This window comes from Nocardioides sp. NPDC057767, from assembly GCF_042798275.1.
GTDB lineage: Bacteria > Actinomycetota > Actinomycetes > Propionibacteriales > Nocardioidaceae > Nocardioides.
On sequence record NZ_JBHVKJ010000015.1, the window covers coordinates 36,615 to 59,942 of the forward strand.

The following is a 23,328-nucleotide window of genomic DNA, read 5'->3' on the forward strand; positions in this document are numbered from 1 at the left end:
AGAGGTTCACATGTCGGAGGACGGCGACCGGCTCGGCGTTGAGCTGAGCCTCCGTGTGGTGATGTTCCACGAGGCCATCGCCCGCCGGCTGGGTGTAAGCAACAGCGAGCACAAGATGCTCGATCTCGTCGCCCGCCACCCCGACGGCATCACCCCGGGCGAGCTCTCGGCCGCCACCGGTCTGAGCAATGCGGCGGTCACCAAGATCATCGACAAGCTGGTCGATGCGGACTACGTACGTCGCGAGCGCAGCGCCCGCGACCGCCGGTCGTTCCGGATCCACACCACCCTGCACTTCCAGCAGACCTCGCGTCCGACGGCGGCCGGGCTCGCCCGGCGGATCGAGCAGATGAACGAAGACTTCGACCAGGACGAGCTCGCCGCCATCGGGCGCTGGGTCGCGGGTGTCATCGACGCGCTACGGGTCGAGACCGAGCGCTTGGAGTCCGGCGACTGAGTAGGCGTCAGCCGGCGTCGGGCACGAAGCTGCCGGCGGGGTCGGGCGGGTAGGGGACCAGCGTCCCGGTGGAGCGGCCGAGCTCGTCGAGCTTCCAGCCGAGGCGCTTGATTTGGCGCAGGACGATCGCGGACTCGACCACCGTGAGGGCGAGGTCGCGCTGGAGGTGCTCGTGGAGGAGCATCGCGCTCTCGACCGAGCGCGTCCAGGTGCCGATCAGCAGGTTCGTCGGTCCGGGCAGGCCGACGACCTGGCGTACGCCTGGGGTGGCCCGTAGCCGGTTGACGCACTCCGTGACCGCGCCGACCGGCACCTTGCACCAGGTCTGCACGACGATCGGCAGCGGGGTCAGCCCCTGGGCGACCTCGCAACGGAAGGTGAGGGCGTCGGAGGCGAGCAGCTGGCCGAGCTGGCGGCGAGTGGTCGACAACGGTCGGCCGGTCTGGCGGGCGATGTCGGCGGCGCTGCTGCGTCCGTTCCGGATGAGGGCCTGGGTGAGGGCGGCGTACGGCTCGGCCCAGGGGTTGACCGAGGTGGGCCTGGCGTCGCCGGCGCCGCCGTGGTCGGGGATCCGGGCGACCGCCCGGGCGTGCTCGTGGTCGAGACCGCCGACCCGCCAGCTGCTCGCGTCGAGGTGGAGCCGGGCGACGTGATGGGCGCGGACGCCCAGGACGCCCGGCAGCGCGGACAGGTCGTCGAGCAGCAGCTTGGGCATGTCCCCGGGACCGAGGCCGACGGCCGTCACGATCAGGCCGTAGTCGCGGGCGGCCTCCTCGATGGTGATGATCATCGGCCAGGCGGCCAGCTCCTGGGCGAGCGTGCCGGCCCGTCCGCTGACGCAGGAGATCTCGGCGACGGCGAGGCTGGCTCCGTCGTGGCCGCGGACGCGCGGATGGGCCATGACCCAGGCACTGCCGTCGGCACGCAACCTCTCCCAGCGTCGGCTCAGGGTCGTCGGCGAGGTGCCGAGCGCGGTGGCGAGGTCCGCCCAGGAGGCCCGTGGCCTGATCTGCAGCGCGTGGATGAGCGAAAAGTCGTCCTCATCCAGTGTCGCCATGGTCACATCCTGTCCGATCGCCCCCTCGGGCGGGCGAATCGGGCCAATTCGCCGGCCGCCGGCGCAGCCGCCGTGATACTCGTCCCCGCCCGTGTGCTCGGTCTCCGAGCCTGCCCCGAGAGGACCTCGATAGATGACCCGCTGGACGAAGCCCCTGCTTCTGGCCGTAATCGCCGTGCTCCTCGTCGGCGGCGCCGGCTTCTTCGCCTTCGCACCCGGGATCGTGGAGAACGGCCAGAACAAGATCCGTCCGGCCAGTCTGCCGGAGGTCACGCCCGAGACGCGGCGCCTGCACGACTCGCTGCAGGTCATCGACATGCACAGCGACACCCTGATGTGGGACCGCGACATGCTGGAGCACTCGGACCGGGGTCACATGGACCTGCACCGGATGGAGGACGGCAACGTCGCGCTGCAGGTGTTCTCGTCGGTGTCGAAGTCGCCGAAGGGGCAGAACTACGACAGCAACACCGGCGACAGCGACAACATCACCCTGCTGACCTTCGCCCAGCTCCAGCCGCCCCGCACCTGGACCTCGCTCCTCGACCGCTCGCTCTACCACGCCCAGAAGCTCGACAAGGCGGCGGCGGACTCCGACGGCAAGCTGCGGCTGATCCGCACCCGCGCCGACCTGGACGCCCTCGTCGCCGATCGCGAGGCGGGGAAGCAGGTCACCGGTGCGCTCTTCTCGGTCGAGGGCCTCCAGAACCTCGAGGGTGAATTCGACAACCTGGACACGCTCTACGACGCCGGCATGCGGATGGCCGGGTTCACCCACTTCTTCGACAACGAGGTGGCGGGCTCCATGCACGGGGTCGAGAAGGGCGGCCTCACCGACCTCGGGCGCCGCGTGCTCGCCGAGATGGAACGTCGCGGCATCATCGTCGACATCGCCCACGCCAGCCACACCGCGGTCGCCGAGATGCTCGCGATGGCGACCAAGCCGGTGGTGCTCAGCCATGGCGGCGTACAGGCGACCTGCGACGTCAACCGGAACCTGACCGACGCGGAGGTGCGCGGGGTCGCCGCGACCGGTGGTGTCGTCGGCGTCGGCTACTGGGACGCCGCGGTGTGCGACCTGACCGTCGAGGCCGTCGTCGACGCCATCGACCACGTCGTCGAGGTGGGCGGTATCGAGACCGCGGCCCTCGGCAGCGACTACGACGGCGCGACCACCGTCGGCTGGGACGCCGGCGACCTCGCCGCCATCACCCAGGAGCTCGTCGACCGCGGCTATGACGAGACCGAGGTGGCCGCGATCATGGGCGGCAACACGCTGCGCGTGCTCCGGGCCACCCTGCCCGAGTAGGTCCGAGAAGCGGCCGTGCTCGGGCCGGTCAGCGCTGCTGCGCGATCATCGTGGCCAGCGCCTTCGCGCCGGCGGCGATGTCGTGGCCCAGGGGGACGGCGGGTTTGGGAGCATGGCTCTGCTGTGCGCCGCCGACGGCCACGACGAGATCGGAGCGGTGGTCACGCAGCGCGGTGATCACCGCGGCGGTGGCGGTGATGTCGGCGGTGGTCGGGATGGCGAGCACCACCGCGGCCAGAGTGGAATCGGCGACGACGCCGAGCCAGTCGTCGATCGGAAGATCGGCCCCCAGGTAGTCGGTGTCCAAGCCGTGCCGCCGGGCGGCGACGGCGAAGGCGAGAAGACCGATCTCGTGGCGGGTTCCGGGGGCCATCCCGAGGGCGACCCGGGGTCCGTGGCCGTGGGAAGCGGCCGCCTCGTAGGCGACCGCGAGGCGGCGCATCACCGCGTTCGAGGCCAGGTGCTCGCCGGCGATGCTGACCCTGCCGTCCGCCCAGGCGTCGCCGAGCTCCTCCAGTGCGGGGAAGACGTGGTCGGTCATCACCGTCTCGAAGCCGCCGAGGGTGAACACCTCGTCCAGGGTCGCCGCCAGGTCGGTGGTGTCGAGCGCTGCCGCGGCGGTGGCCATCCTTCCCCCGAGGTCGTGGGAGGGCAGAGTCCTGCTTCCGCTGTCCACGGCCTCCGCGGTCGCGTCGTGCACAGGTCGCGCATGGGCGAGCCGGATCGCCTCGGCCGCGGCCAGTCCGGCCGACCAGCCCTGGTCGACCAGATGCTTCATCGAGCGCAGCACGGCGACGTCGCGCTCGCCGTAGAGCCGGTAGCCGCTCTCGGACCGGTGCGGCGCGATGACTCCGTAGCGGCGCTCCCAGGCACGAAGTGTCGCGGTGGTGATGCCGACCCGCTCCGCCGCGTGCTTGATGGTGAACATCTGGTCGGCTACCGGCCCAGTCGGTCCAGGGTCGCGCGCAGCTGGGCGGACGCCTTGTCGCCCAGGCGGGTGAAGGCGGGGGTCAGCAGTGGGGCCACCATCCTGGCCATGCCTTTCAGCTCGAACTCGGCCACGTAGCGTACAGATGTTCCGCCCGTGGCTGTCGGTACGAAGGTCATCGTGTCATGGGCGACGACGGTCTTGTTCTCGCCACGTAGTGCGACCCGGGTGCCGGGCTCGTAGGCCTCCACCACATAGGTGAGATCGGTCTCGCGTCCGAGGAATCGAGAGGTGTTCGCGTACGCCGTCCCGACCCCGCCGTCGCCGGAGATGCGTTCGGTGCGCACGGTCCCCGGATCCCACTCCTCGGTGGTGGTGAAGTCGGCCAGGAAGTCGAAGACCTCGCTGGTCGATGCGGAGGTCTCCACGGTTCGATCGATCTTCATCATCTCGCGCCCTTTCAAACCTTTGACATACCTTGAACAAAGATTGTACATTCGATCACCGGAACTAGCCAGTGGAAACGCTGTTGCCTGACGAGGAGTACTCATGAGCCGAACGGCCCAGACCCAGCGGCCGAGCGTTGCCGTGATCGGGGGCGGTGTCTCCGGTCTGACCGCGGCCCATCTCCTCGGCCGCACCCACGACGTCACCCTCTTCGAGGCGGAGAGTCGCCTCGGCGGCCACGCGCACACGCACGACGTCTCGTCCGCCTCGGGAGCCCGCCTCCGCGTGGACAGCGGCTTCATCGTGATGAACGAGCGCACCTATCCGAACCTGCTCCGCCTGTTCGCGGAGCTCGGTGTCGAGACCCGGCCGACCGAGATGAGCATGAGCATCGTCTGCGACGACTGCGGCCTGTCCTACGCCGGTGGCAAGGGGCTGAGCGGCATCCTGGCCGACCCGCGTCGGCTCCGTGACCCACGCTTCGTCCGGATGCTGGCGCAGGTGCCGCGGTTCCACCGTCGTGCCCGTCGCCTGCTCGAGTCCGGGAGCGACCTGACCTGGGGCCGGTTCCTCGCCGAGGGCGGTTTCAGCGACTACTTCGTCCAGCACTTCGCGGTGCCGCTGGTCTCGTGCGTCTGGTCGTGCGGCGACGAGGACGCGGCCGCCTACCCGGCGAGGCATCTGTTCGCCTTCCTCGACCATCACGGGATGCTCCAGGTCACCGGGTCGCCCACCTGGCGCACGGTCGTGGGTGGCTCTCGCACCTATGTGGACAGGATCGCCGAACGGCTGGACGACGTCCGTGCCGGTGAGCCGGTCACCGCTGTCGAGCGGCACGCCGATGGTGTGGAGATACGCACCCAGGCCGGGTCCCGGCACTTCGACCGTGTGGTCGTGGCGACTCACGCGGACCAGGCCCTGCGGCTGCTGGTCGACGCCACCCCGGAGGAGAAGACGGACCTGGCCGCCATCAGGTACTCACGCAACGAGACCTGGCTGCACCGCGACGCCACCCTGCTGCCGGAATCGCCACGCGCCCGGGCATCGTGGAACTACCGCCTCGCCTCGTGCGGCGGTGGCGCCGACAAGGTGGTCGTGAGCTACTGGATGAACCGGCTCCAGGGTCTCGAGGATCGCGACGAGCACGTGGTGACGCTCAACGCGACCGAGCACGTCGACCCGGCCACGGTCACCGCGCGGATGACCTACGAGCACCCGGTCTTCACCACCGAGGCCGTCGCGGCGGCCGCGCGGCTGCGTACGGCCGGCGGGCCTCGGCTGGCCTTCGCGGGCGCCCACCTCGGCTGGGGCTTCCACGAGGACGGCTGTCGCTCCGGCGTGGAGGCAGCCGAGTCGTTCGGGGCGACGTGGTGATTCCGTCACCGGTCTTTCCCGAGGCGCCGGCGCTGGTCGTCGGCCACGTCAGCCACGCCCGAGAGGTGCCGTTGCGGCACTCCTTCCGCCACCGCAGCTACCACTGGCTCATCGATGTCGACGATCCGCCGCGGCTCCCGTTCTGGCTGCGTCCGCTGGCAGGGTTCCGGGTCGAGGACCACCTCGACGCAGGCGCGTCGGGTCGTGGCGTACGTGGCGATCTCGGTGTGTTCCTCGAACACCGCGGCGTCGACCTCGCGCCGACCGATCGGGTGCTGATGCTGGCGAACGCCCGCGTCCTGGGTCATGTCTTCAACCCCCTCACGGTCTACTGGGTGCAGTCCGACGACGGCGTGCTGCGCGCGGTCGTCTTCGAGGTGCACAACACCTACGGCGAACGCCACGCCTACCTGCTCGACGTCGATCGACGCGGACGTGCCCGCACCGGCAAGGCCTTCTACGTCTCGCCGTTCAACGACCTGACCGGCACCTACGAGATCCAGCTGCAGATCGACCCGGGACAGGTCGCGGTGACCGTCGGTCTCGACCGCGACGGTGCTCGTGTGCTGACGGCGACCACTCGGGGGACGCCGGAGCCCGCGACACGTCGCGCACTGGTGCGGGTGAGTCTCTCCCATCTGCTGATGCCTCATCGGGTCAGCGCTCTCATCCGGTTCCACGGGATCTGGCTGTGGCTGCGCAGGTTGCCCGTCGTCCCTCGTCCGGCCCCTCCGAAGGAGACCACATCATGACTGCAGAGCCTGTGACGCTCGATCTTCCGGCGCACAAGGCGCCGACCGCCACCAAGAGTCTGCGAGCAGGCGTCGCCAAGCAGATCCTGCGCCTGGCGACCCGGCAGGTCCCGGTCGATGTCGTGCTCCCGGACGGCAGCCTGCTCAACCGTCGTGCCGGCTCGCCCACCGCGGGAAGGCCGGGCATCGTGCTGAGGCGTCCCGAGTCGCTCTATGGCCGGCTCGCGGCGAACCCGAAGATCGGCCTGGGCGAGGGCTACACGGCGGGGGACTGGCACACCGCGGACGGCACCGATCTGGCCGATGCGCTGACTCCGTACGCCGAACGCCTCTCCGGGCTGCTCCCGGGCTGGATGCTGCGGCTGCGTCGTCTGGTCGACCAGCCCATACCCGCCGACCAGCACGGCGCCGTGGAGGACTCCCAGGAGAACATCTCCGCCCACTACGACCTGGGCAACGACATGTTCGCCGCCTTCCTCGACCCCAGCCTCAGCTACAGCTCGGCACTGTTCGACCGCAGCCGTCCGCTCGCCGAGCAGGACCTGGAGGAGGCGCAGCTGCGCAAGGTCGGCGCCGCCCTCGACCTGGCGGGCGTCGGTGCCGGTGACGACGTGCTGGAGATCGGCACCGGGTGGGGCACCCTTGCGATCGAGGCGGCCCGTCGCGGGGCCCGGGTCACCACCGTCACGCTGTCGGTCGAGCAGGCGGCGCTGGCCAGGCAGCGGATCGAGGAGGCCGGCTTCAGCGACCGGGTCGAGGTGCTGGTGCAGGACTACCGGCACGTCGTCGGCACCTTCGACGCCGTGGTCAGCGTGGAGATGATCGAGGCGGTCGGCGAACGCTACTGGCCTGAGTACTTCGCCGCCCTGTCGCGTCTGGTGCGTCCCGGCGGAGCCGTGGCCCTCCAGGCGATCGTGATGCCGCACCAGCGCTACCTGGCGACCCGCCGCTCCTACGGCTGGATCCAGAAGCACATCTTCCCCGGCGGGCTGATCCCGTCCGAGACCGTCATCTCCGAACAGGCCGCCGGTGTCGGGCTGAGCGTGACCCGCACCGACAGGTTCGGAACCGACTACGCCGAGACCCTGCGCCGCTGGCGCTCCGCCTTCCTGGCCGCGTGGCCGACGATCCGGTCGGAAACCTTCGACGAGGAGTTCCGACGCACCTGGGAGTTCTACCTGGCGTACTGCGAGGCGGGCTTCCGCACCGCGTGCATCGACGTCGCCCAGATCCGTCTGGAAACCGACGAGGGGAAGCGCACATGACGACGTCACTGATGTGGTTCCGGCGGGACCTGCGGCTGGGAGACCATCCTGCTCTGCAGGCGGCGGCAGCCGCCGGGCGCGTGGTCCCGCTGTTCGTGCTCGACCCGCGCCTGGCCGGCACCGGGCCACGGTGGGGGCGGCTCCTCGCCTCGCTCGCCGCGCTGCATGAGGAGACGGGTGGCGCGCTGGTCATCCGTCATGGCGACCCGGCCGAGATTGTGCCTCGGGTCGCCGCGGAGGCCGGGGCGAGCCAGGTGCACGTCTCGACCGAGACGACCCCTTACGGCCGGCGCCGCGACGCGGCCGTTGAGCAGCGGCTCGCGGCCGACGGCATCGAGATGATCGGCACCGGCAGCTCCTACGCCGTGACCCCGGGCAGGATCCGGAACACGTCCGGAGCGCCCTACCGCGTCTTCACCCCCTTTCTGCGGGCCTGGCGTGAGCACGGCTGGCGAGCGCCCGCCGGGGATCCCGAGGTCGAGTGGACGACCGAGATCGGATCGGACCCGCTGCCGGACCACCCCGACGAGGAGGCCGGCGAGCGCGCTGCACTCCAGCGCTGGGAGGACTTCTGCGAGGAGGACCTGGCCGGCTATGCCGAGGCCCGGGACCGACCCGACCTCGATCGGACCAGCCGCATCTCGACGGCACTGAAGTTCGGCGAGATCCATCCACGTACGCTCCTGGCGGATCTGGGCGAGCCCGCGCACGGCGCCTCCGGAGAGGATGTCGAGCGCTACGTCGCGGAGCTCGCCTGGCGCGAGTTCTACGCCGACGTGCTCTGGCACGATCCCCGATCGGCCTGGCGCGACCTGCGTGACGACCTGCGCGGTATGCGCTATGACGAGGATCAAGCGCTGCTGGAGGCCTGGAAGTCGGGCACCACCGGCTACCCGTTCGTCGACGCCGGCATGCGCCAGCTGCTCGCGGAGGGCTGGATGCACAACCGGGTGCGGATGGTCGTCGCGAGCTTCCTGGCCAAGGACCTGCACATGTGGTGGCCGCTCGGGGCCCGGCACTTCATGGACCACCTCCGCGACGGAGACCTGGCCTCCAACAGCCACGGCTGGCAGTGGGTCGCCGGCACCGGGACCGACGCCGCACCGTACTTCAGGGTCTTCAACCCGGTCACCCAAGGACGTCGGTTCGATCCGGACGGCGACTACGTCCGACGCTGGGTCCCCGAGCTTCGGCACCTTCCCGGCGCGGCGGCCCACGAACCCTGGCGCCACTCCGATGGAATGGCCAACGGCTATCCGGAACGCGTCGTGGACCATGCCGAGGAGCGTCGCGAGGCGCTCGCCCGGCTGGCAGAGGTGAAGGATGAACGCACATGAGTCAGGCATCTCCGGCACCGGACCACGGCATCGACCGTGTGCTCGACCGTACGGTCCTGCTCGGCTACTCCCGTCTCGGCTACGCGGTCCGGCGCCGCGGCTGGGCCGAGGGTGACCCTCGCCCGAAAGCGCTGACGGGGCGGACCGCCATCGTCACCGGCGGTGCCGGCGGACTCGGCGAGGCGACCGTGCTGGGGCTGGCCCGTCTCGGTGCACGCGTGCACGTCCTCGTGCGCTCACCCGAGCGTGCGACGCCCGCGGTGGCGAGGATCGAGCGGCTGCTGCGCGCCGAGGGACTGGCCCCCGATCTCCGGGTGGAGCACTGTGACGTCTCCGACCCGGCGATGATCGACGCGTTCGCCGACGACTTCTGTGCGCGTACGGACGGCACCACCGCGCTCGACGTGCTGGTGCACAACGCGGGGGTGATGCCGCCCGAGCGGACGGAGTCGGTCGACGGCCACGAACTGTCCGTCGCCACCCACGTGCTCGGACCGATCCGGCTGACCGAGCGCCTGCTGCCGGCGCTGCGCCGTTCGGAGCGCGGCGCCAGGGTGATCTTCGTCGCCTCCGGCGGGATGTACACCCAGCCGCTTCCGGTGGACGACCCCGAGTTCGAGCACGGCACCTACCAAGGTGCCGTGGCGTACGCGCGGTCCAAGCGCATGCAGGTGGAGCTAGCGCCGATCCTGGACCGGCGATGGTCCCCGGACCGGATCTCCACCTCGGTCATGCATCCCGGCTGGGCGGACACGCCGGGCCTGGCCCGATCGCTCCCGATCTTCCGTACGGCGACCCGGCTGCTGCTGCGTACGCCCGAGGCGGGCGCGGACACGACGGTGTGGCTCGCCGCCACGGATCCCGCTCCGCCGTCGGGCGCCTTCTGGCACGATCGCCGGCAGCGTCCCACGAGCTATCGGACGTCGACGCGTCCTGGTCGCAGCGAGACCGAGGGGCTGTGGAGGTGGGTGGCAGCGGCCGCCGACCTGGAGAGGCCCTAGCCACTGATGTCACCCGACGAATCCTCATCTCTACCGAAAGGCCCGACCATGCGGTCCGCGCTGGCACGTCTCGCCCACATCACCACGAGCAAGGCCTCGGCGTGGGTGGTCCTGGTGATCACGGTCGTCCTGACCGGCGTCGTGATGGCCCTGGGTTCGTCGCTGGGGTCCACCAGCTCGGCCCCCGACCCGCTGCCGGCGGATGCCGAGTCGGCCCGGGTCGCGGAGCTCCAGCAGAGCTTTCCGGGAGGGGACGTGCTGCCCGCGGTCGCCGTGGTCGAGCGTACGGGTGGGCTGAACGCGGATGACCGGGCCTGGATCGCCGAGGTGTCGCAGCGCTGGGCCGAGATCACGGGGAACGAGGTCTCCCCGCCGATCCCCGCGACGGACGGCGACGCGCTGATCGTCGCCATCGACGTCGACGCCGACGTCACCGGCCTCGACCTCACCGAGCTCGTCGGCGAGCTGCGGGACACGGTCGACGAGGACCGGCCCGAGGGCCTCGTGGTCGAGCTCACCGGCGGTGCCGCCTTCGCCGCCGACATCTCCTCGGCGTTCGAGGGAGCAGATCTGCGGCTGCTGCTCGTCACGGCCGGTGTCGTCGCTCTCCTGCTGATCCTGACCTACCGCTCGCCGGTGCTGTGGCTCGTGCCCCTGATCGTGGTCGCGGTGGCCGACCGCACCGCGTCGGTGGTCACCCAGATCGTCGCGGACTGGACAGGCAGCGGGCTCGACGGGTCGACCTCGGGGATCACCAGTGTGCTCGTCTTCGGTGCCGGCACGAACTACGCGCTGCTGCTGGTCTCGCGCTACCGCGAGGAGCTCCGTCGGCACGCGCACCACCGCGAGGCTCTCGCCGCGGCGGTCCGCGGTTCGGGCGAGGCGATCGTGGCCAGCAACCTCACCGTCGTGCTCGCGCTGCTGGTGCTCGTGTTCAGCGTCGCGCCCAACACCCGGTCCCTGGGGGTCTCGGCTGCGATCGGTCTGCTGGTCGCCCTGCTCTTCGCGCTCTTCGCTCTGCCCGCCGCGCTGTCGTTGTTCGGTCGTGGCCTCTTCTGGCCGTTCGTACCCCGCAACGGCGAGGACGAGAAGACCCGCGACGGGGTCTGGTTCCGGATCGCCCGCACCGTGGTGAGCCGCCCGGCAGCGGTGCTGGCGGTGGCCGCGGTGATCCTCGGGGTCCTCGCCTCCGGGCTCCTGGGCGTCAAGGTCGGGCTCTCGCAGACCGACCAGTTCCGTGTCGAGGCCGAGTCCGTCGACGGTCTGGACACCCTCTCGAAGCACTTCCCCCCGGGCGCCTCCGACCCGGTGACGATCGTGGTCGGAGCCGACGAGGCCAACGCCGTGCTCGCGCAGGTCAACCAGATGGACGGCGTCGACAGCGCGCGCCCGTCGGGCGAGAGCGGCGACCTGGTGAAGATCACCGCGACGCTTGATGACGCACCGGCCACACCGGAGAGCATCGAGACGATCGAGACGATGCGCAGCGAGCTGGCCGGGACCGGTGCTCTGGTCGGCGGCAGCGTGGCCAAGGACCTGGACAGCCGGAACGGTGCCGAGCGTGATCTGAAGGTCGTCGTGCCGATGATCCTGCTGGTGGTGCTGCTGGTGCTCTTCGCGGTGCTGCGGTCGATCGTGACGCCTCTGGTGCTCGTCACCATCAGCGTGATCGCCACCTTCTCCGCCCTCGGCCTGGGTGCATGGATGAGCACGCATGTCTTCGGGTTCCCCGCGCTCGACGTCAGCACACCGATCTACGCCTTCCTGTTCCTGGTGGCGCTCGGCGTCGACTACACCGTGTTCCTCGTCCTGCGTGCGAAGGAGGAGACCGCCGAGCACGACACCGTCGATGCGATGGTCATGGCGGTCGGGCTGACCGGTGGTGTCATCACCAGCGCCGGCATCGTGCTGGCCTCGGTGTTCGCGGTGCTGGGCGTGCTGCCCCTGATCACGCTGACTCAGGTGGGTTTGATCGTGGGTCTGGGCATCCTGCTGGACACCTTCCTCGTCCGCACCGTGGTCGTGCCCGCGGTCTTCGCGCTGGTCGGCGACAGGATCTGGTGGCCGGCGGCGATCGCGCGCCGGCACACCAAGAGGGCCGAGCCGCCGGTCAACGACCCGCGGTGAGCACCCTCGCGGCCTCGCGCCCGGCGGTGGCGTTGAGCACGCCGGCGCGCGAGCCCGCGAGCTTGGCGGCGATGTGCTCGTCGACGGTGACGTCGCGGTAGAGGCGCGGGTGCTCGTCGTCGACGAATCCCGGCAGCGGACCGATCACCGCCTCGGCGTCGCCGTCGAAGAAGTACGCAGCCGACCGGCGTCGCCGGATGGTGCCACCGACGATCGGCGGCTTGACCCGGTGCAGGGTCGAGAGCCACTGCTCGTTGGTCAGCCTGGTCGTGAGGTCGCCGAGGTTGACCAGGAGCGCCCCGTCGGCCGGGCTGACGTCGTGCCACTCGCCACCGTGCAGGACCTGCAGACCCTTGACCCGGTCGGCCCACAGGATCGTGACGATCCCGAAGTCGGTGTGCTCGCCCATCCCGATCATGTCCTCGTCGACCTCGACGCGGGTGCCCTCGGGCAGGGCGTAGTTGTTCATCCGCAGGACCTCGATCGGATGGGCCGCCAGGTCCGCGATCGTGCCGCGCTCCAGGTCGAGCGCGTCCTCGAAGATCGTGACCATGGTGCGCGCGACCCGGGCGGCCTCGGCGCGCCAGGCGTCGACGCGTTCCTGGAAGCCGGAGACCGTGGGCCAGGTGTTCTCCGCATAGTGCGCCTCGACGAGGTCGGCCTCGGGATGGTCGGAGACCGACGAGCCGACGTTGAACGCCTCGAAGAAGTCCTTCATCCGGGTCTCGGACTGCACGCCGGCGCTGAGCGCGAGCGTCTCCGACTTCGGCGGGGTGTAGCCACGGTTCTCGGCGGCGGGCCGGCGCCACCGGCTCTTCTCGGCCGACGGCAGGGCGAAGAAGTCGTCCATCGCCGAGGCGAGCCCGTCGGCCACGGACGGCGCGACGCCGTGACCGAGGATCTGGATGAAGCCGACCTCACGGCAGGCGGTGTCGATCGCGGCGGCCACGGCCGCCTTCTCCTCGGGCGTCCCGCCCCGGACGTACGCAGCGATGTCGACGGCGGGGACGTGAAAGGTGCTCATAGTGCTCTCCTGGCAAGGCGCAGACGGTTGGTCGTGCCCGGAGGTGTCCGCTTTCCCGGCCTGGAGGCCTCGCTGTCCGTTGAACTCGGGCCCGACCACAGTAGAGCGCCGAGGTTTCGGTGCTATTTCGGGCCGAGGTGCTCGTCGAAGAAGGCGAAGATGCGTCGCCAGGCATCCTCCGCCTCGGGCTCGGAGTAGTTGTAGCCGACCACCCGTTCCAGGGTGGGGACCGGGCGGGGGAAGCCCCATTCGTTCATGAAGCTGTGGCCGACGTTTGGGTACTCCTCGAGGTCGCGGGGCACGCCGCCCGCGGCGAGCGCCGCCTCGACCTTGTGCACGGCGCCGGGCAGCAGGCGGTCCTTGGCGCCGAAGCTCGCCACCATCGGGCACGAGGTGCTCAGCGCGGACAGGTCCCGCGGCAGCACCCCGTAGTTGGGTGCGGCCGCGTCGAAGATCCCCCGGGGAGCCAGCAGGAGCGTGAAGCCGCCGCCCATGCAGAAGCCGACGATGCCGACCTTGCCGGTGCAGCGGGGGTCGGCGGCGAGGTGGTCGCGGGCGGCGATCAGGTCGTCGACCGCGGTGCCCTTGCCGGTCACCAGCGACTTCATCGTGCTGACGACGCAGCCGACCTTCGGGCCGCGATGGTAGAGCGACGGGGTCAGCGCCAGGTATCCGTTGGCGGCGATCCGATCGCCGATCCGCTGGACGTCCGACCTCACGCCCATGAGGTCCTGCACGACGACCACCCCGGGCCACGGACCGTCGCCCTCGGGCACCGACAGGTGGCCACGGGTCGGCCCCGCGGGAGCCGCATAGTCGATCATCGACATCTCATCACCTCGGGCGCTCATCCTTGCAGGTCGAGCGCCCGAGGTGCGGTCAGTCCACCTTGGAGGGGTGCTTGGCCAGCGGGGTGACCTGCACGTCCATGTAGGGGAACAGCGGCAGGCCGGAGAGGATCTGGTGCAGCTCGTCGTGCGAGTCGACGTCGAAGACCGAGAAGTTCGCGTACTCCCCGGCGATGCGCCACAGGTGCGGCCACTTCCCGGCGCGCTGGAGCTCTTGGGCGTAGGCCTTCTCGCGGGCGATCGTGTCGTCGCGGACGTCCGGATCCAGGTCGTGCGGGATCCGGACGTCCATGCGTACGTGGTAGAGCATCAGCCGCGAACCGGGTCGAGCACGAAGCCGTAGTCGACGCTCACCGAGCCGTCCTCGTTGGCGACGGGCGCGAGCACGAGCTCGGGCTTGACCGCAGAGGCGATGTCGTCGTCGTTGTGCTCGTCACCGGGGAAGTAGAGCTGGGCGGTGAGGAGCTCGTGGCCCGGGGCCGACACCTTCACGTGCAGGTGGGCCGGACGCCAGGCGTGCCAGCCGGCGGCGGCGATGAGCTTGCCGCAGGAGCCGTCGGTCGGGATCTGGTAGGGCGCCGGCTGGATCGTGTGGATCTCGAAGGCGCCGTCGGCACCGACGGTGAAGCTGCCGCGCAGGTTCCACTCCGGGATGCCGGGAGCGAACTGGGAGTAGAAGCCGTCGGCGTCGGCGTGCCAGAGCTCGACCTTGGCGCCGTCGAGCGGGGTCCCGTCGGTCGAGGTGATCGTGCCGGTCCAGGTCAGCGGGGTGCCGGACTCGCCCTCGCGCATCGGGATGGTGCCGTTGGCACCCTGCTCCGGGGCGGCGGGGACGTAGTAGGGGCCCTCGATGGTGCCCTTGTTGCCCTCGCGGTGCTCGGTGGCGACCTTCTCGATCTCGTGCTCGACCCAGACGTCGAGGAAGAGCGGCCACTCGCCGTCCTTGCCGACCTGGATCAGCCACGCCTTGAGCGCGTTGTACTCGTCGTAGCTGACCTTCTCCTCGCGGATCGTGTCGTAGACGGCGTTGAGCACGCGCTTGGCGAGCCGGTCGACGCGCTCGGGCGGGGTGTCCTTGACGGCGTCGAAGGGCGACTTGTCGGCGGCGAACCGCTCGGTGGCGGAGGCGCCCGAGGCGGCCGCGGTGGCTGCCTCGGCGGACTCGAGGGTCTGGTCGGTGGTCATGAGTGTGTCCTCTCGTGTTGCGGTGTGGGGTCTGGTGTTCAGTTGTCGGTGCGGTAGTGATCGAGCTTCTCGGCATCGATCTCGACCCCGAGGCCGGCACCAGGACGTACGGCGAGCTCGCCGTCGCGGATCTCGAGCGGCTCGGTGAGCAGGTCATCGGCCATGTCGAGGAAGTTGGAGAGCTCGCCGGCCCGGCGGGAGGTGAGCCGGTGGGCAGCGCCGAACGCGATCGAGCAGGCGCTGCCGAGCTGGCCGTCGATCTGGTTGCCCATCACGACCTCCAGGCCGAGGCCCTCGGCGAGATGGAGCACCTGCTGCGAGCCGGTGAAGCCGGTACGCGCGGTCTTGATGCTGATCGCGGTGGCGGAGCCACCGAGCACCTCGCGGGTGACGTCGGCCGCCGTCGGCACCGACTCGTCGGCGATGAACGGCACGTCGACCTGGCTGACCAGCCAGCGTCGACCGAGCACGTCGTCGGCCGGGTTGAGCTCCTCGGCGAAGAGCAGGTCGAGGTCGGCCATCTGCCTCATCGCGCGGGCGGACTCGGCCGCGGTCCAGCCGCGGTTGCCGTCGACGTACAGCTCGATCTCGGCGCCGAAACGCTCGCGCAGCGCACGGACGACGGCGGTGTCGAGCTCGATGGGGGAGCGGCCGACCTTCACCTTGAACGTCGAGATCCCGTACGTCTCCCGCATCCGCTCCGCCTCGGCGACCATCGCCTCGGGGGTGTCGAAGCCGAGCATGTGCGAGACCCGCATCCGGTCGGTGAAGGCACCGAGGAGGTCGACGACCCGCAGGTCGAGGGTCTTGCCCAGCGCGTCCCACATCGCCATGTCGACGGCGGCCTTCGCGGTGGGGTTGCCGACGGTGCGCTCCATCAGGGCACGGGCGGTCTCGCGCTCGAGCAGGGTGAGTCCGGCCAGCTGCGGCGCGAAGAGCTGGTCGATGACGGCGATGATCCCGGCCTGGGTCTCGCCGTAGGTGAACGGTCTCGGCGGCGCCTCGGCGATGCCCACCACACCGTCGTCGGTGTGGACCCGGACCAGCACGTGCTGAGCGGTGTGGACCTCGCCGGAGGCGAAGCGCAGCGGTTTGCGGTAGGGGATGGCGAACGGGATCGCCTCGACCTTGGTGATCTTCATGACCGGGGAGCTTCCAGACGGGGTGCGGTGAACAGGTCGGCTGCCTCGAGGATCTCGATGACGGCGTCGACGACGGGGTTGTCGTCGTCGGTGCGGTAGGCGAGGGAGAGCTCGACGCTGCCCGCGTCGAGCAGGTCGCGGAAGACGACCCCCTCCAGCGGGAGGGAACGGACCGAGGCGGGGACGATCGCGACGCCGAGGCCCGCGGCGACCAGCGCCAGCAGGACCGCGGTGCTCGGCGCCTCGTGCTCGCGGCGCGGCACGAAGCCGGCCTCGCGGCAGCTGCGCAGGACAGCCTCGTTGACCGCCGAGTCGCGGGCGCTGTAGGCGATGAACGGCTCGGTGCGCAGGTCGGCCATCGCCACGACCGGCTCGACCGCGAGCCGGTGGTCGACGGGGATGGCGAGGGCGAGCGGCTCGACCTCGAGGGTGCGCAGGGTCAGGCCTTCGCCGACCGCGGGCGGCCGGAGTACGCCGAGGTCGAGCGCCCCGCTCCGCAGCCGTTCGCACTGGGCCGGGGTGAGCAGGTCGGCGTGGATCTCCAGCGCCACCTCGGGCAGCTCGCGCTTGACCACCCGGGCGATGCCGGGCAGGTGCGAGAACGAGGCGGTGCCGGTCAGCCCCAGGCGGATAAGGCCGTGGCGGCCGGCCCCGATGCGGCGTACGCCTCGGACACTGTCGTCGATGGCGGACAGCACCCGGGCGGCCTCGGTGCGCAGGAACTCGCCGGCCGGGGTGAGGGAGACCTGGCGGGTCGTCCGGGTGAACAGGGTGACGTCGAGCTCGGACTCGAGCTGGCGGATCGCCTGGGAGAGCGCCGGCTGGGCGATGTGCAGCTGCGCCGCGGCCTGTCCGAAGTGACAGGTCTCGGCGACCGCGGCGAAGTACCGCAGGTGGCGTAGCTCCATGGAAGCGCTCCTCAGAAGGTGGTGACGACCGCCACACTAGGCGGGCGATAGATAAACAACAAGGACGAAACAGACGCCTATTGATTGATCAGAATGATCAATGGATGCCTAGGTCGGAACTGGGCATTCGCCTGGTGTGACGGCCGCCACTCCTTGCGAAGGTGTGGTGACCGTCACCCGTTGGAGGCATAACCATGACCGCACCGCTCACCGAGAGCCTGGGCCACATCGAGAACGTCCTGTCGGACGCCGTGGTCGAGGACCGCGAGGCCGGGATCTACCGCGCCAACCGCCGGATCTTCACCGACGAGGAGATCTTCGAGCTGGAGATGAAGCACATCTTCGAGGGCAACTGGATCTATCTCGCCCACGAGAGCCAGGTGCCCAACCCCGGCGACTACCTCACCACCTACATCGGTCGGCAGCCGGTCGTGATCACCCGCGACAAGGACGGCGAGCTGCACTGCATGATCAACGCCTGTGCCCACCGTGGCGCGATGCTGTGCCGGCGCAAGACCGACAACCGGATGACGCTGACCTGCCCGTTCCACGGCTGGACGTTCCGCAACGACGGCACCCTGCTCAAGGTCAAGGACCCCGACGACGCCGGCTACCCGGAGAGCTTCAACACCGAGGGCTCCCACAACCTGACCCACGTGGCCCGCTTCGACAGCTACCGCGGCTTCCTGTTCGGCTCGCTCAACGAGGACGTCCTGCCGCTGGATGAGCACCTCGGCGACACCGTCAAGGTGATCGACATGCTCGTCGACCAGTCGCCCGACGGCCTGGAGGTGCTGCGCGGCGCCTCGACCTACACCTACGACGGCAACTGGAAGGTCCAGGCGGAGAACGGCGCCGACGGCTACCACGTCACCGCCACCCACTGGAACTACGCCGCCACCACCTCGCGCCGCAACACCGGCGAGTCGAAGAACACCACCAAGACCGTCGACGCCGGCAGCTGGGGCAAGGCCGGGGGTGGCTACTGGTCCTACCCGAACGGGCACCTGTGCCTGTGGACCTGGGCCGCCAACCCCGCCGACCGGCCGCTGTGGGACCAGATGGACACGCTCAAGGAGAAGTTCGGCGACGCCAAGGGCGAGTTCATGGTCAAGGGCTCCCGCAACCTGCTGCTCTACCCGAACGTGTATCTGATGGACCAGTTCTCGACCCAGATCCGGCACTTCCGGCCGATCTCGGTCGACAAGACCGAGGTCACCATCTACTGCATCGCCCCGAAGGGCGAGAGCCCCGAGTCACGGGCCTGGCGGATCCGGCAGTACGAGGACTTCTTCAACGCCTCCGGCATGGCCACGCCCGACGACCTGGAGGAGTTCCGCTCCTGCTACGTGACGTACCAGGCCTCCGCCGCGCCGTGGAACGACATGAGCCGTGGTGCCGAGCACTGGCTCACCGGGCCCGACGAGGTCGCCGAGGCGCTGGAGATGCCGGGCGTGATCTCGGCCGGTGCGAAGAACGAGGACGAGGGCCTCTACCCGGTCATGCACGCGCAGTGGGCCGAGCAGATGCGTACGGCCATCGCGAACGAGAAGGGGAAGTGACCATGACGCTCACGCAGAACGCGCCCGCCGGGGCGAAGCTGATCACGCAGAACGCGATCGAGCAGTTCCTCTACCGCGAGGCGCGCTTCCTCGACGACCGCGAGTTCGAGAAGTGGCTCGAGTGCTACGCCGACGACGTCGTCTACTGGATGCCCTGCTGGGACGACGCCGACCTCCTCACCGAGGACCCGCAGACCGAGATGTCGCTCATCTACTACCCCAACAAGGGTGGCCTGGAGGACCGCGTCTTCCGGATCCGTACGGAGCGGTCCTCGGCCACCTCGCTGCCCGAGCCGCGTACGTCCCACAACATCAGCAACGTCGAGGTCATCGAGCGCCGCGGCGACCTGGTCGACGTGCGCTTCAACTGGCACACCATGTACTTCCGCTACAAGACCGTCGACCCCTACTACGGCACGTCGTTCTACACCATCGACTTCTCCGGAGAGCAGCCGCTGATCCGCCGCAAGACCGTGGTGCTGAAGAACGACTACATCCACCACGTCGTCGACATCTACCACGTCTGAGGCACGCGATGACTGCAACAGAGACCGAGCCGACCACCGGGGTCGCGACCCACCAGGTCGCGCTGTCCTTCGAGGACGGGGTGACCCGCTTCATCACCGTCCGCGAGGACCAGACCGTCGCCGACGCCTCCTACCGGCAGCGGATCAACATCCCGCTGGACTGCCGCGACGGTGCCTGCGGGACGTGCAAGGCGCTGTGCGAGTCGGGGGAGTACGACGGCGGCACCTACATCGAGGACGCGCTGTCGGAGGCGGAGGCCGCCGAGGGGTACGCCCTGCCGTGCTCGATGAAGCCGCGCTCGGACCTCGCGCTGCAGATCGCCACCACCTCAGAGGTCGCCAAGACCGGGGCCGCGAGCTACACCGGCACCGTCGTCGGTCTGGACCGGCTGAGCCCGACCACGGTGGAGCTGTCCCTCGACATCCCCAACCGCGGCGAGCTCGCCTTCCTGCCGGGCCAGTACGTCAACATCGCCGTCCCGGGGACCGATGTGACCCGGTCGTACTCCTTCGCGAACGCCCCGCACGAGGAACGGCTCGTCTTCCTGGTCAAGCTGACCGAGGGCGGGGCGATGTCGACCTGGTTGACCGAGCGGGCCGCCGTCGGTGACGAGGTCACCTTCACCGGGCCGAACGGCTCCTTCTTCCTGCGCGAGGCGCGCCGGCCGGTGCTGATGCTGGCCGGTGGCACCGGGCTGGCGCCGGTGCTCTCGATGCTGCGCCAGCTCGAGGTCGACGGCTGCGACCGCGGCGGCCGTCTGGTCTACGGCGTCAGCACCGACGACGACCTGGTCAAGCTCGACGAGGTCGGCGAGCTGGTCTCGCGGCTGCCCGGGTTCACCTGGGACCACTGCGTCTCCGACCCCGCCTCGACGGCCGCCAACAAGGGCTATGTGACGAGCCTGATCGGCGAGGAGGACCTGCACGACGGCGACGCCGCGATCTACCTGTGCGGCCCGCCGCCGATGGTCGAGGCGGTGCGTACGCACGTCGCCGGTGCCGGCATCGAGCCCACCGGGTTCTACTACGAGAAGTTTGCCCTCGCCGTCCCCGCCGCTGCCGAGGCGTCAGCCCCGTCGGCCGAGACGTCGCCCGCGTCGGCCGAGACGTCACCCGTACGTATCGATCTGGAGACGCACCCTGAGGCACGCGCCGTCGCGGGGCAGCAGATGCTCCCGGCAGTCGACCTCGGTCCCGCGGGATACGCCGCCCCCGCGCGGGACGACGGAGATGTCGTACGCCGCATCGCCGGTCAGCTGGTCGCGCAGGCTGCGCTCGACGGAGCCAGCGGCGCGGTGGTCGAGGACGACAGCCTGAGCGTGGCCGGTGGCGGCCGCCGGATCGGTGGCCAGGAGGTCTTCCCGCCCCAGGGTGACCTCTCGACCGACGTACCTGACGCCTCGGCCGACGCGGGCGACGTCTCGACGACGGCCGACGGCTACACGATCGGTGAGGAGCACCCGGACATCTCCGCGTCGGATGCGATCTTCGAGGCCCGGGCGGCGCTGGAGGTGGGGGCGCTCGATCTGACCATCGGGCGGCTCGACTCCCAGCAGCTGGCCGGCTACCGGCTGCTCGCCGAGTCGACCCTCCCGTACGTCGACGGCGACCGCTTCCTCGACGCCCACGGTTACACCGAGTCGAACGCGGCCTTCCACGACTACCTGTTCACCCTCACCGGAAACGGCCACCTGCTGGCGGCCTACCAGGCGCTCGGGGTCAAGGGCCGGATGGAGGACGTGCTGCGCAACGCCACCTGGTGCCACCCGCAGTGCACCCAGGACCACCTCGACATCGTCGAGGCCTTCGAGCGCGGCGACCGGATCGCCGCCCGCGACCTCATCAAGGCCCACAGCGAGCGGTCCAAGGAGACGATGCGGCGCGCGATGGCCGAGACGGCCGCCGCGACGAGGCCGAGGTTCATCACCCCGGGCCGGTTCGCCGGCCAGGTCGTGGTGGTCACCGGAGCGGCCCAGGGCATCGGCGCCCAGGTCGCCCGCCGGGTGGCCGCCGAGGGCGGCAAGATCGTCCTCGCCGACCGCTCCCCGCTGGTCGCCGAGGTCACCGACGAGCTCACCGGCCAGGGCGCGAGCGCCAGCGCGGTCGAGTGCGACCTCGAGCACTACGAGGGCGCTGCCGCCCTCGTGGAGCGTGCGCTGGCGACGTACGGCCGGATCGACGTGCTCGTCAACAACGTCGGCGGCGCGATCAACTTCAAGCCCTTCACCGAGTTCACCGCCGAACAGATCGACGCCGAGATCACCCGCTCTCTGATGACGACGCTCTACGCGTGCCGGGCCGTGCTGCCGGGCATGGTCGAGCGTGGCCGCGGCGTGATCGTGAACGTGTCCTCGGCCGCGACCCGTGGCATCCACCGGATCCCGTACTCGGCCGCGAAGGGCGGGATCAACGCGATCACCGCCTCCCTCGCGCTGGAGTACGCCGGTGCCGGCATCCGGGTCACCGCGACGGCCCCGGGAGGTACGGAGGCACCGCCACGCCGGATCTCCCGGGGCACGCCGACGCCCCGGACCGATGCCGAGAAGGCGTGGTTCCAGGCCCACATCGACCAGACCCTCGAGACCTCACTGATGCACCGCTACGGCACGCTCGACGAGCAGGCCGCCGCGATCTGCTTCCTCGCCTCCGAGGAAGCCTCCTACATCACCGGCACGGTCCTTCCCGTCGCCGGCGGTGACCTCGGCTGAGCCACCAGGTTCCTCTCTCGGGGCCGTTCCCCCTTCGCGAGTGCGCTCGCGTCACCCATGGAGATCACCATGTCCGAAAACACCGACGAAACCGCCCGGGCCACCACCGGGCGCCAGCTGTCCTGGGTCGTCGCGCTCTCCGCGCTGGCCCTGATGTTCGACGGCTACGACCTCGTGGTCTACGGCACGGTGCTGCCGACGCTCATGGCCGACCCCACCCAGATCGGCCAGCTCTCCGCGGGCCAGGCGGGCACGCTGGGCAGCTACGCCCTGGTCGGCGTGCTCGTCGGTGCGCTGAGCGCGGGCGCGGTCAGCGACCGGATCGGGCGCCGCAAGGTCGTGCTCGCCAGCATCACCTGGTTCTCGCTCGGGATGGCCGCGACCGCGTTCGCGCAGTCGATCGCGGTCTTCGGCATCTTGCGCTTCCTCACCGGCATCGGGCTGGGCGCGATCCTGGCGACCGTCGGTGCCCTGGTCGCCGAGTTCGCGCCGCCGGAGCGGAAGAACCGGCTCAACGCGATCGTCTACAGCGGCATCCCCGCCGGTGGCGTGAGCGCCTCGCTGATGGCCCTGATCATCGACCCGAGCGGCTCCAACTGGCGGATCCTGATGGCGATCGGCGCCGCCCCGCTGGTCCTGCTGCTCCCGTTCGCCGTCGCCAAGCTGCCCGAGTCGCAGCTGTGGCTCGACTCCCGTGGCCGGGTCGCCGCGACCAGCACCGCCCAGGACGCGGTCGGCTTCGGTGCGCTGGCCCGCCGACCGCTCGCCTTCCCGACCCTGGTGCTCGGCCTGATGAGCTTCTCCGGCCTGCTGCTGACCTACGGCCTCAACACCTGGCTGCCGAAGATCATGGAGGACAACGGCTACGGCAAGGCGTACGCCCTCACCTTCCTGCTGGTGCTCAACGGCGGCGCCATCCTCGGTGGCCTCCTGGCTTCGTACGTCGCCGACCGGACCGGCGCCAAGAAGGTGGTCTCGACGACCTTCGTGCTCGCCGGCCTGATGCTCCTGCTGCTGCCTCTCGGGCTGCCCCTCGCCGTTCTGTTCCCGGCGGTCGCGATCGCCGGGGTCGGCACGATCGGCACCCAGGTGCTCATCTACGGGCTCGTCGCCAACTACTACCCGACCCGGGCCCGCGGCGCGGGCGTCGCCTGGTGCGCCGGCTTCGGGCGCCTCGGCGGCATCGTCGGACCGATCATCGGCGGTGCCCTGGTCGCCGCCGGTGTCGGAGGAACGACCGCCTTCCAGATCTTCGCGGGTGTCGCGGTGCTCGGTGCGGTGGTCACCGTCGCGGTGCCGCGCTCCCCGGAGGAGCCGGTCGTGACCGTCGCCCTCGACGAGGGCCTGCCGGCATGAAAGGGGCCTAGGGT

Annotated in this window: 21 protein-coding genes; 12 read left to right on the forward strand and 9 right to left on the reverse strand. The window is 70.3% G+C overall.

Annotation, left to right across the window (positions count from 1 at the left end; all coding sequences use genetic code 11):
- The first annotated feature begins 10 nt into the window (after positions 1–10).
- Positions 11–457 carry a MarR family winged helix-turn-helix transcriptional regulator gene (locus ACFVDI_RS10015; RefSeq protein WP_378903703.1) on the forward strand — a complete coding sequence of 149 codons (447 nt, stop codon included), beginning with the start codon at positions 11–13 and terminating at the stop codon, positions 455–457.
- 7 nt (positions 458–464) lie between these two features.
- Here ACFVDI_RS10015 and ACFVDI_RS10020 read toward each other — a convergent pair whose 3' ends face one another.
- On the reverse strand, positions 465–1,514 hold the full coding sequence (locus tag ACFVDI_RS10020; RefSeq protein WP_378903706.1) for an Lrp/AsnC family transcriptional regulator: 1,050 nt from the start codon (positions 1,512–1,514) through the stop codon (positions 465–467).
- A gap of 133 nt (positions 1,515–1,647) precedes the next feature.
- On the opposite strand from ACFVDI_RS10020, the gene ACFVDI_RS10025 reads away from it, so the two are divergent.
- Positions 1,648–2,823 (forward strand): dipeptidase, encoded by a 1,176-nt coding sequence (locus ACFVDI_RS10025; protein ID WP_378903709.1) that lies wholly within the window; start codon positions 1,648–1,650, stop codon positions 2,821–2,823.
- A 28-nt stretch (positions 2,824–2,851) separates the two neighbouring features.
- Here ACFVDI_RS10025 and ACFVDI_RS10030 read toward each other — a convergent pair whose 3' ends face one another.
- Together ACFVDI_RS10030 and ACFVDI_RS10035 are read right to left on the reverse strand one after the other, a co-directional pair.
- The gene (locus ACFVDI_RS10030; RefSeq protein WP_378903712.1) at positions 2,852–3,751 is read right to left on the reverse strand and encodes a MerR family transcriptional regulator; all 900 of its coding nucleotides are present in this window, start codon (positions 3,749–3,751) and stop codon (positions 2,852–2,854) included.
- 8 nt (positions 3,752–3,759) lie between these two features.
- On the reverse strand, positions 3,760–4,197 hold the full coding sequence (locus ACFVDI_RS10035; protein ID WP_378903715.1) for an SRPBCC family protein: 438 nt from the start codon (positions 4,195–4,197) through the stop codon (positions 3,760–3,762).
- Between the two features lie 103 nt (positions 4,198–4,300).
- Here ACFVDI_RS10035 and ACFVDI_RS10040 point away from each other — a divergent pair, with 103 nt between their 5' ends.
- The 6 genes from ACFVDI_RS10040 to ACFVDI_RS10065 are packed head-to-tail and all read left to right on the forward strand — an operon-like array spanning position 4,301 to position 12,054.
- Positions 4,301–5,572: an NAD(P)/FAD-dependent oxidoreductase gene (locus tag ACFVDI_RS10040; RefSeq protein ID WP_378903718.1), complete on the forward strand. Its 1,272-nt coding sequence runs from the start codon at positions 4,301–4,303 to the stop codon at positions 5,570–5,572.
- Positions 5,569–6,324, forward strand: coding sequence for a DUF1365 domain-containing protein (locus ACFVDI_RS10045; protein WP_378903721.1), 756 nt, complete (start codon positions 5,569–5,571; stop codon positions 6,322–6,324). The genes ACFVDI_RS10040 and ACFVDI_RS10045 overlap by 4 nt, the downstream gene beginning before the upstream one ends.
- On the forward strand, positions 6,321–7,589 hold the full coding sequence (locus tag ACFVDI_RS10050; RefSeq protein WP_378903724.1) for a class I SAM-dependent methyltransferase: 1,269 nt from the start codon (positions 6,321–6,323) through the stop codon (positions 7,587–7,589). Before ACFVDI_RS10045 ends, ACFVDI_RS10050 begins: the two co-directional genes overlap by 4 nt.
- Positions 7,586–8,926, forward strand: a complete 1,341-nt coding sequence (locus ACFVDI_RS10055) for a cryptochrome/photolyase family protein (RefSeq protein WP_378903727.1) — start codon at positions 7,586–7,588, stop codon at positions 8,924–8,926. Before ACFVDI_RS10050 ends, ACFVDI_RS10055 begins: the two co-directional genes overlap by 4 nt.
- Complete coding sequence (locus ACFVDI_RS10060) at positions 8,923–9,927, forward strand: SDR family NAD(P)-dependent oxidoreductase (protein ID WP_378903730.1); 1,005 nt, start codon at positions 8,923–8,925, stop codon at positions 9,925–9,927. Before ACFVDI_RS10055 ends, ACFVDI_RS10060 begins: the two co-directional genes overlap by 4 nt.
- Positions 9,928–9,975: 48 nt before the next feature.
- A complete protein-coding gene (locus ACFVDI_RS10065) occupies positions 9,976–12,054 on the forward strand; it encodes an MMPL family transporter (RefSeq protein ID WP_378903733.1) in 2,079 nt (692 codons plus the stop codon).
- On the opposite strand, the gene ACFVDI_RS10070 is transcribed toward ACFVDI_RS10065, so the two are convergent.
- The 6 genes from ACFVDI_RS10070 to ACFVDI_RS10095 all read right to left on the reverse strand — a co-directional run bounded on the left by ACFVDI_RS10070 (position 12,038) and on the right by ACFVDI_RS10095 (position 17,161).
- The gene (locus ACFVDI_RS10070) at positions 12,038–13,078 is read right to left on the reverse strand and encodes an isopenicillin N synthase family dioxygenase (protein WP_378903736.1); all 1,041 of its coding nucleotides are present in this window, start codon (positions 13,076–13,078) and stop codon (positions 12,038–12,040) included. The two genes, ACFVDI_RS10065 and ACFVDI_RS10070, sit on opposite strands and share 17 nt — an antisense overlap.
- Before the next feature lie 122 nt (positions 13,079–13,200).
- Positions 13,201–13,908 carry a dienelactone hydrolase family protein gene (locus ACFVDI_RS10075; protein WP_378903739.1) on the reverse strand — a complete coding sequence of 236 codons (708 nt, stop codon included), beginning with the start codon at positions 13,906–13,908 and terminating at the stop codon, positions 13,201–13,203.
- 49 nt (positions 13,909–13,957) lie between these two features.
- Positions 13,958–14,236, reverse strand: coding sequence for a muconolactone Delta-isomerase (catC, locus tag ACFVDI_RS10080; RefSeq protein ID WP_355229621.1), 279 nt, complete (start codon positions 14,234–14,236; stop codon positions 13,958–13,960).
- A complete protein-coding gene (gene catA / locus ACFVDI_RS10085; protein WP_378903743.1) occupies positions 14,236–15,111 on the reverse strand; it encodes a catechol 1,2-dioxygenase in 876 nt (291 codons plus the stop codon). Before catA ends, catC begins: the two co-directional genes overlap by 1 nt.
- 38 nt (positions 15,112–15,149) lie before the next feature.
- Entirely contained in the window at positions 15,150–16,253 is a 1,104-nt protein-coding gene (locus ACFVDI_RS10090; protein WP_378903747.1) for a mandelate racemase/muconate lactonizing enzyme family protein, read from the reverse strand.
- The gene (locus tag ACFVDI_RS10095; RefSeq protein WP_378903749.1) at positions 16,250–17,161 is read right to left on the reverse strand and encodes a LysR substrate-binding domain-containing protein; all 912 of its coding nucleotides are present in this window, start codon (positions 17,159–17,161) and stop codon (positions 16,250–16,252) included. Before ACFVDI_RS10095 ends, ACFVDI_RS10090 begins: the two co-directional genes overlap by 4 nt.
- A 194-nt stretch (positions 17,162–17,355) precedes the next feature.
- On the opposite strand from ACFVDI_RS10095, the gene benA reads away from it, so the two are divergent.
- From benA to ACFVDI_RS10115, 4 genes are all read left to right on the forward strand, one after another.
- Positions 17,356–18,723 carry a benzoate 1,2-dioxygenase large subunit gene (gene benA / locus ACFVDI_RS10100; RefSeq protein WP_196873071.1) on the forward strand — a complete coding sequence of 456 codons (1,368 nt, stop codon included), beginning with the start codon at positions 17,356–17,358 and terminating at the stop codon, positions 18,721–18,723.
- A gap of 2 nt (positions 18,724–18,725) precedes the next feature.
- The gene (gene benB / locus ACFVDI_RS10105; protein WP_196873073.1) at positions 18,726–19,250 is read left to right on the forward strand and encodes a benzoate 1,2-dioxygenase small subunit; all 525 of its coding nucleotides are present in this window, start codon (positions 18,726–18,728) and stop codon (positions 19,248–19,250) included.
- A gap of 8 nt (positions 19,251–19,258) precedes the next feature.
- The gene (benC, locus tag ACFVDI_RS10110) at positions 19,259–21,958 is read left to right on the forward strand and encodes a benzoate 1,2-dioxygenase electron transfer component BenC (RefSeq protein WP_378903753.1); all 2,700 of its coding nucleotides are present in this window, start codon (positions 19,259–19,261) and stop codon (positions 21,956–21,958) included.
- Between the two features lie 69 nt (positions 21,959–22,027).
- On the forward strand, positions 22,028–23,314 hold the full coding sequence (locus ACFVDI_RS10115; RefSeq protein ID WP_378903756.1) for an MFS transporter: 1,287 nt from the start codon (positions 22,028–22,030) through the stop codon (positions 23,312–23,314).
- Positions 23,315–23,328: the final 14 nt, after the last annotated feature.

Bases quoted from the DNA above. Each gene is read 5' to 3' on its own strand.
- ACFVDI_RS10015 (WP_378903703.1), top strand. From the start codon at position 11: ATGTCGGAGGACGGCGACCGGCTCGGCGTTGAGCTGAGCCTCCGTGTG.
- ACFVDI_RS10020 (WP_378903706.1), bottom strand. From the start codon at position 1,514: ATGGCGACACTGGATGAGGACGACTTTTCGCTCATCCACGCGCTGCAG.
- ACFVDI_RS10025 (WP_378903709.1), top strand. From the start codon at position 1,648: ATGACCCGCTGGACGAAGCCCCTGCTTCTGGCCGTAATCGCCGTGCTC.
- ACFVDI_RS10030 (WP_378903712.1), bottom strand. From the start codon at position 3,751: ATGTTCACCATCAAGCACGCGGCGGAGCGGGTCGGCATCACCACCGCG.
- ACFVDI_RS10035 (WP_378903715.1), bottom strand. From the start codon at position 4,197: ATGAAGATCGATCGAACCGTGGAGACCTCCGCATCGACCAGCGAGGTC.
- ACFVDI_RS10040 (WP_378903718.1), top strand. From the start codon at position 4,301: ATGAGCCGAACGGCCCAGACCCAGCGGCCGAGCGTTGCCGTGATCGGG.
- ACFVDI_RS10050 (WP_378903724.1), top strand. From the start codon at position 6,321: ATGACTGCAGAGCCTGTGACGCTCGATCTTCCGGCGCACAAGGCGCCG.
- ACFVDI_RS10055 (WP_378903727.1), top strand. From the start codon at position 7,586: ATGACGACGTCACTGATGTGGTTCCGGCGGGACCTGCGGCTGGGAGAC.
- ACFVDI_RS10060 (WP_378903730.1), top strand. From the start codon at position 8,923: ATGAGTCAGGCATCTCCGGCACCGGACCACGGCATCGACCGTGTGCTC.
- ACFVDI_RS10065 (WP_378903733.1), top strand. From the start codon at position 9,976: ATGCGGTCCGCGCTGGCACGTCTCGCCCACATCACCACGAGCAAGGCC.
- ACFVDI_RS10070 (WP_378903736.1), bottom strand. From the start codon at position 13,078: ATGAGCACCTTTCACGTCCCCGCCGTCGACATCGCTGCGTACGTCCGG.
- ACFVDI_RS10075 (WP_378903739.1), bottom strand. From the start codon at position 13,908: ATGTCGATGATCGACTATGCGGCTCCCGCGGGGCCGACCCGTGGCCAC.
- catC (WP_355229621.1), bottom strand. From the start codon at position 14,236: ATGCTCTACCACGTACGCATGGACGTCCGGATCCCGCACGACCTGGAT.
- catA (WP_378903743.1), bottom strand. From the start codon at position 15,111: ATGACCACCGACCAGACCCTCGAGTCCGCCGAGGCAGCCACCGCGGCC.
- ACFVDI_RS10090 (WP_378903747.1), bottom strand. From the start codon at position 16,253: ATGAAGATCACCAAGGTCGAGGCGATCCCGTTCGCCATCCCCTACCGC.
- ACFVDI_RS10095 (WP_378903749.1), bottom strand. From the start codon at position 17,161: ATGGAGCTACGCCACCTGCGGTACTTCGCCGCGGTCGCCGAGACCTGT.
- benA (WP_196873071.1), top strand. From the start codon at position 17,356: ATGACCGCACCGCTCACCGAGAGCCTGGGCCACATCGAGAACGTCCTG.
- benB (WP_196873073.1), top strand. From the start codon at position 18,726: ATGACGCTCACGCAGAACGCGCCCGCCGGGGCGAAGCTGATCACGCAG.
- benC (WP_378903753.1), top strand. From the start codon at position 19,259: ATGACTGCAACAGAGACCGAGCCGACCACCGGGGTCGCGACCCACCAG.
- ACFVDI_RS10115 (WP_378903756.1), top strand. From the start codon at position 22,028: ATGTCCGAAAACACCGACGAAACCGCCCGGGCCACCACCGGGCGCCAG.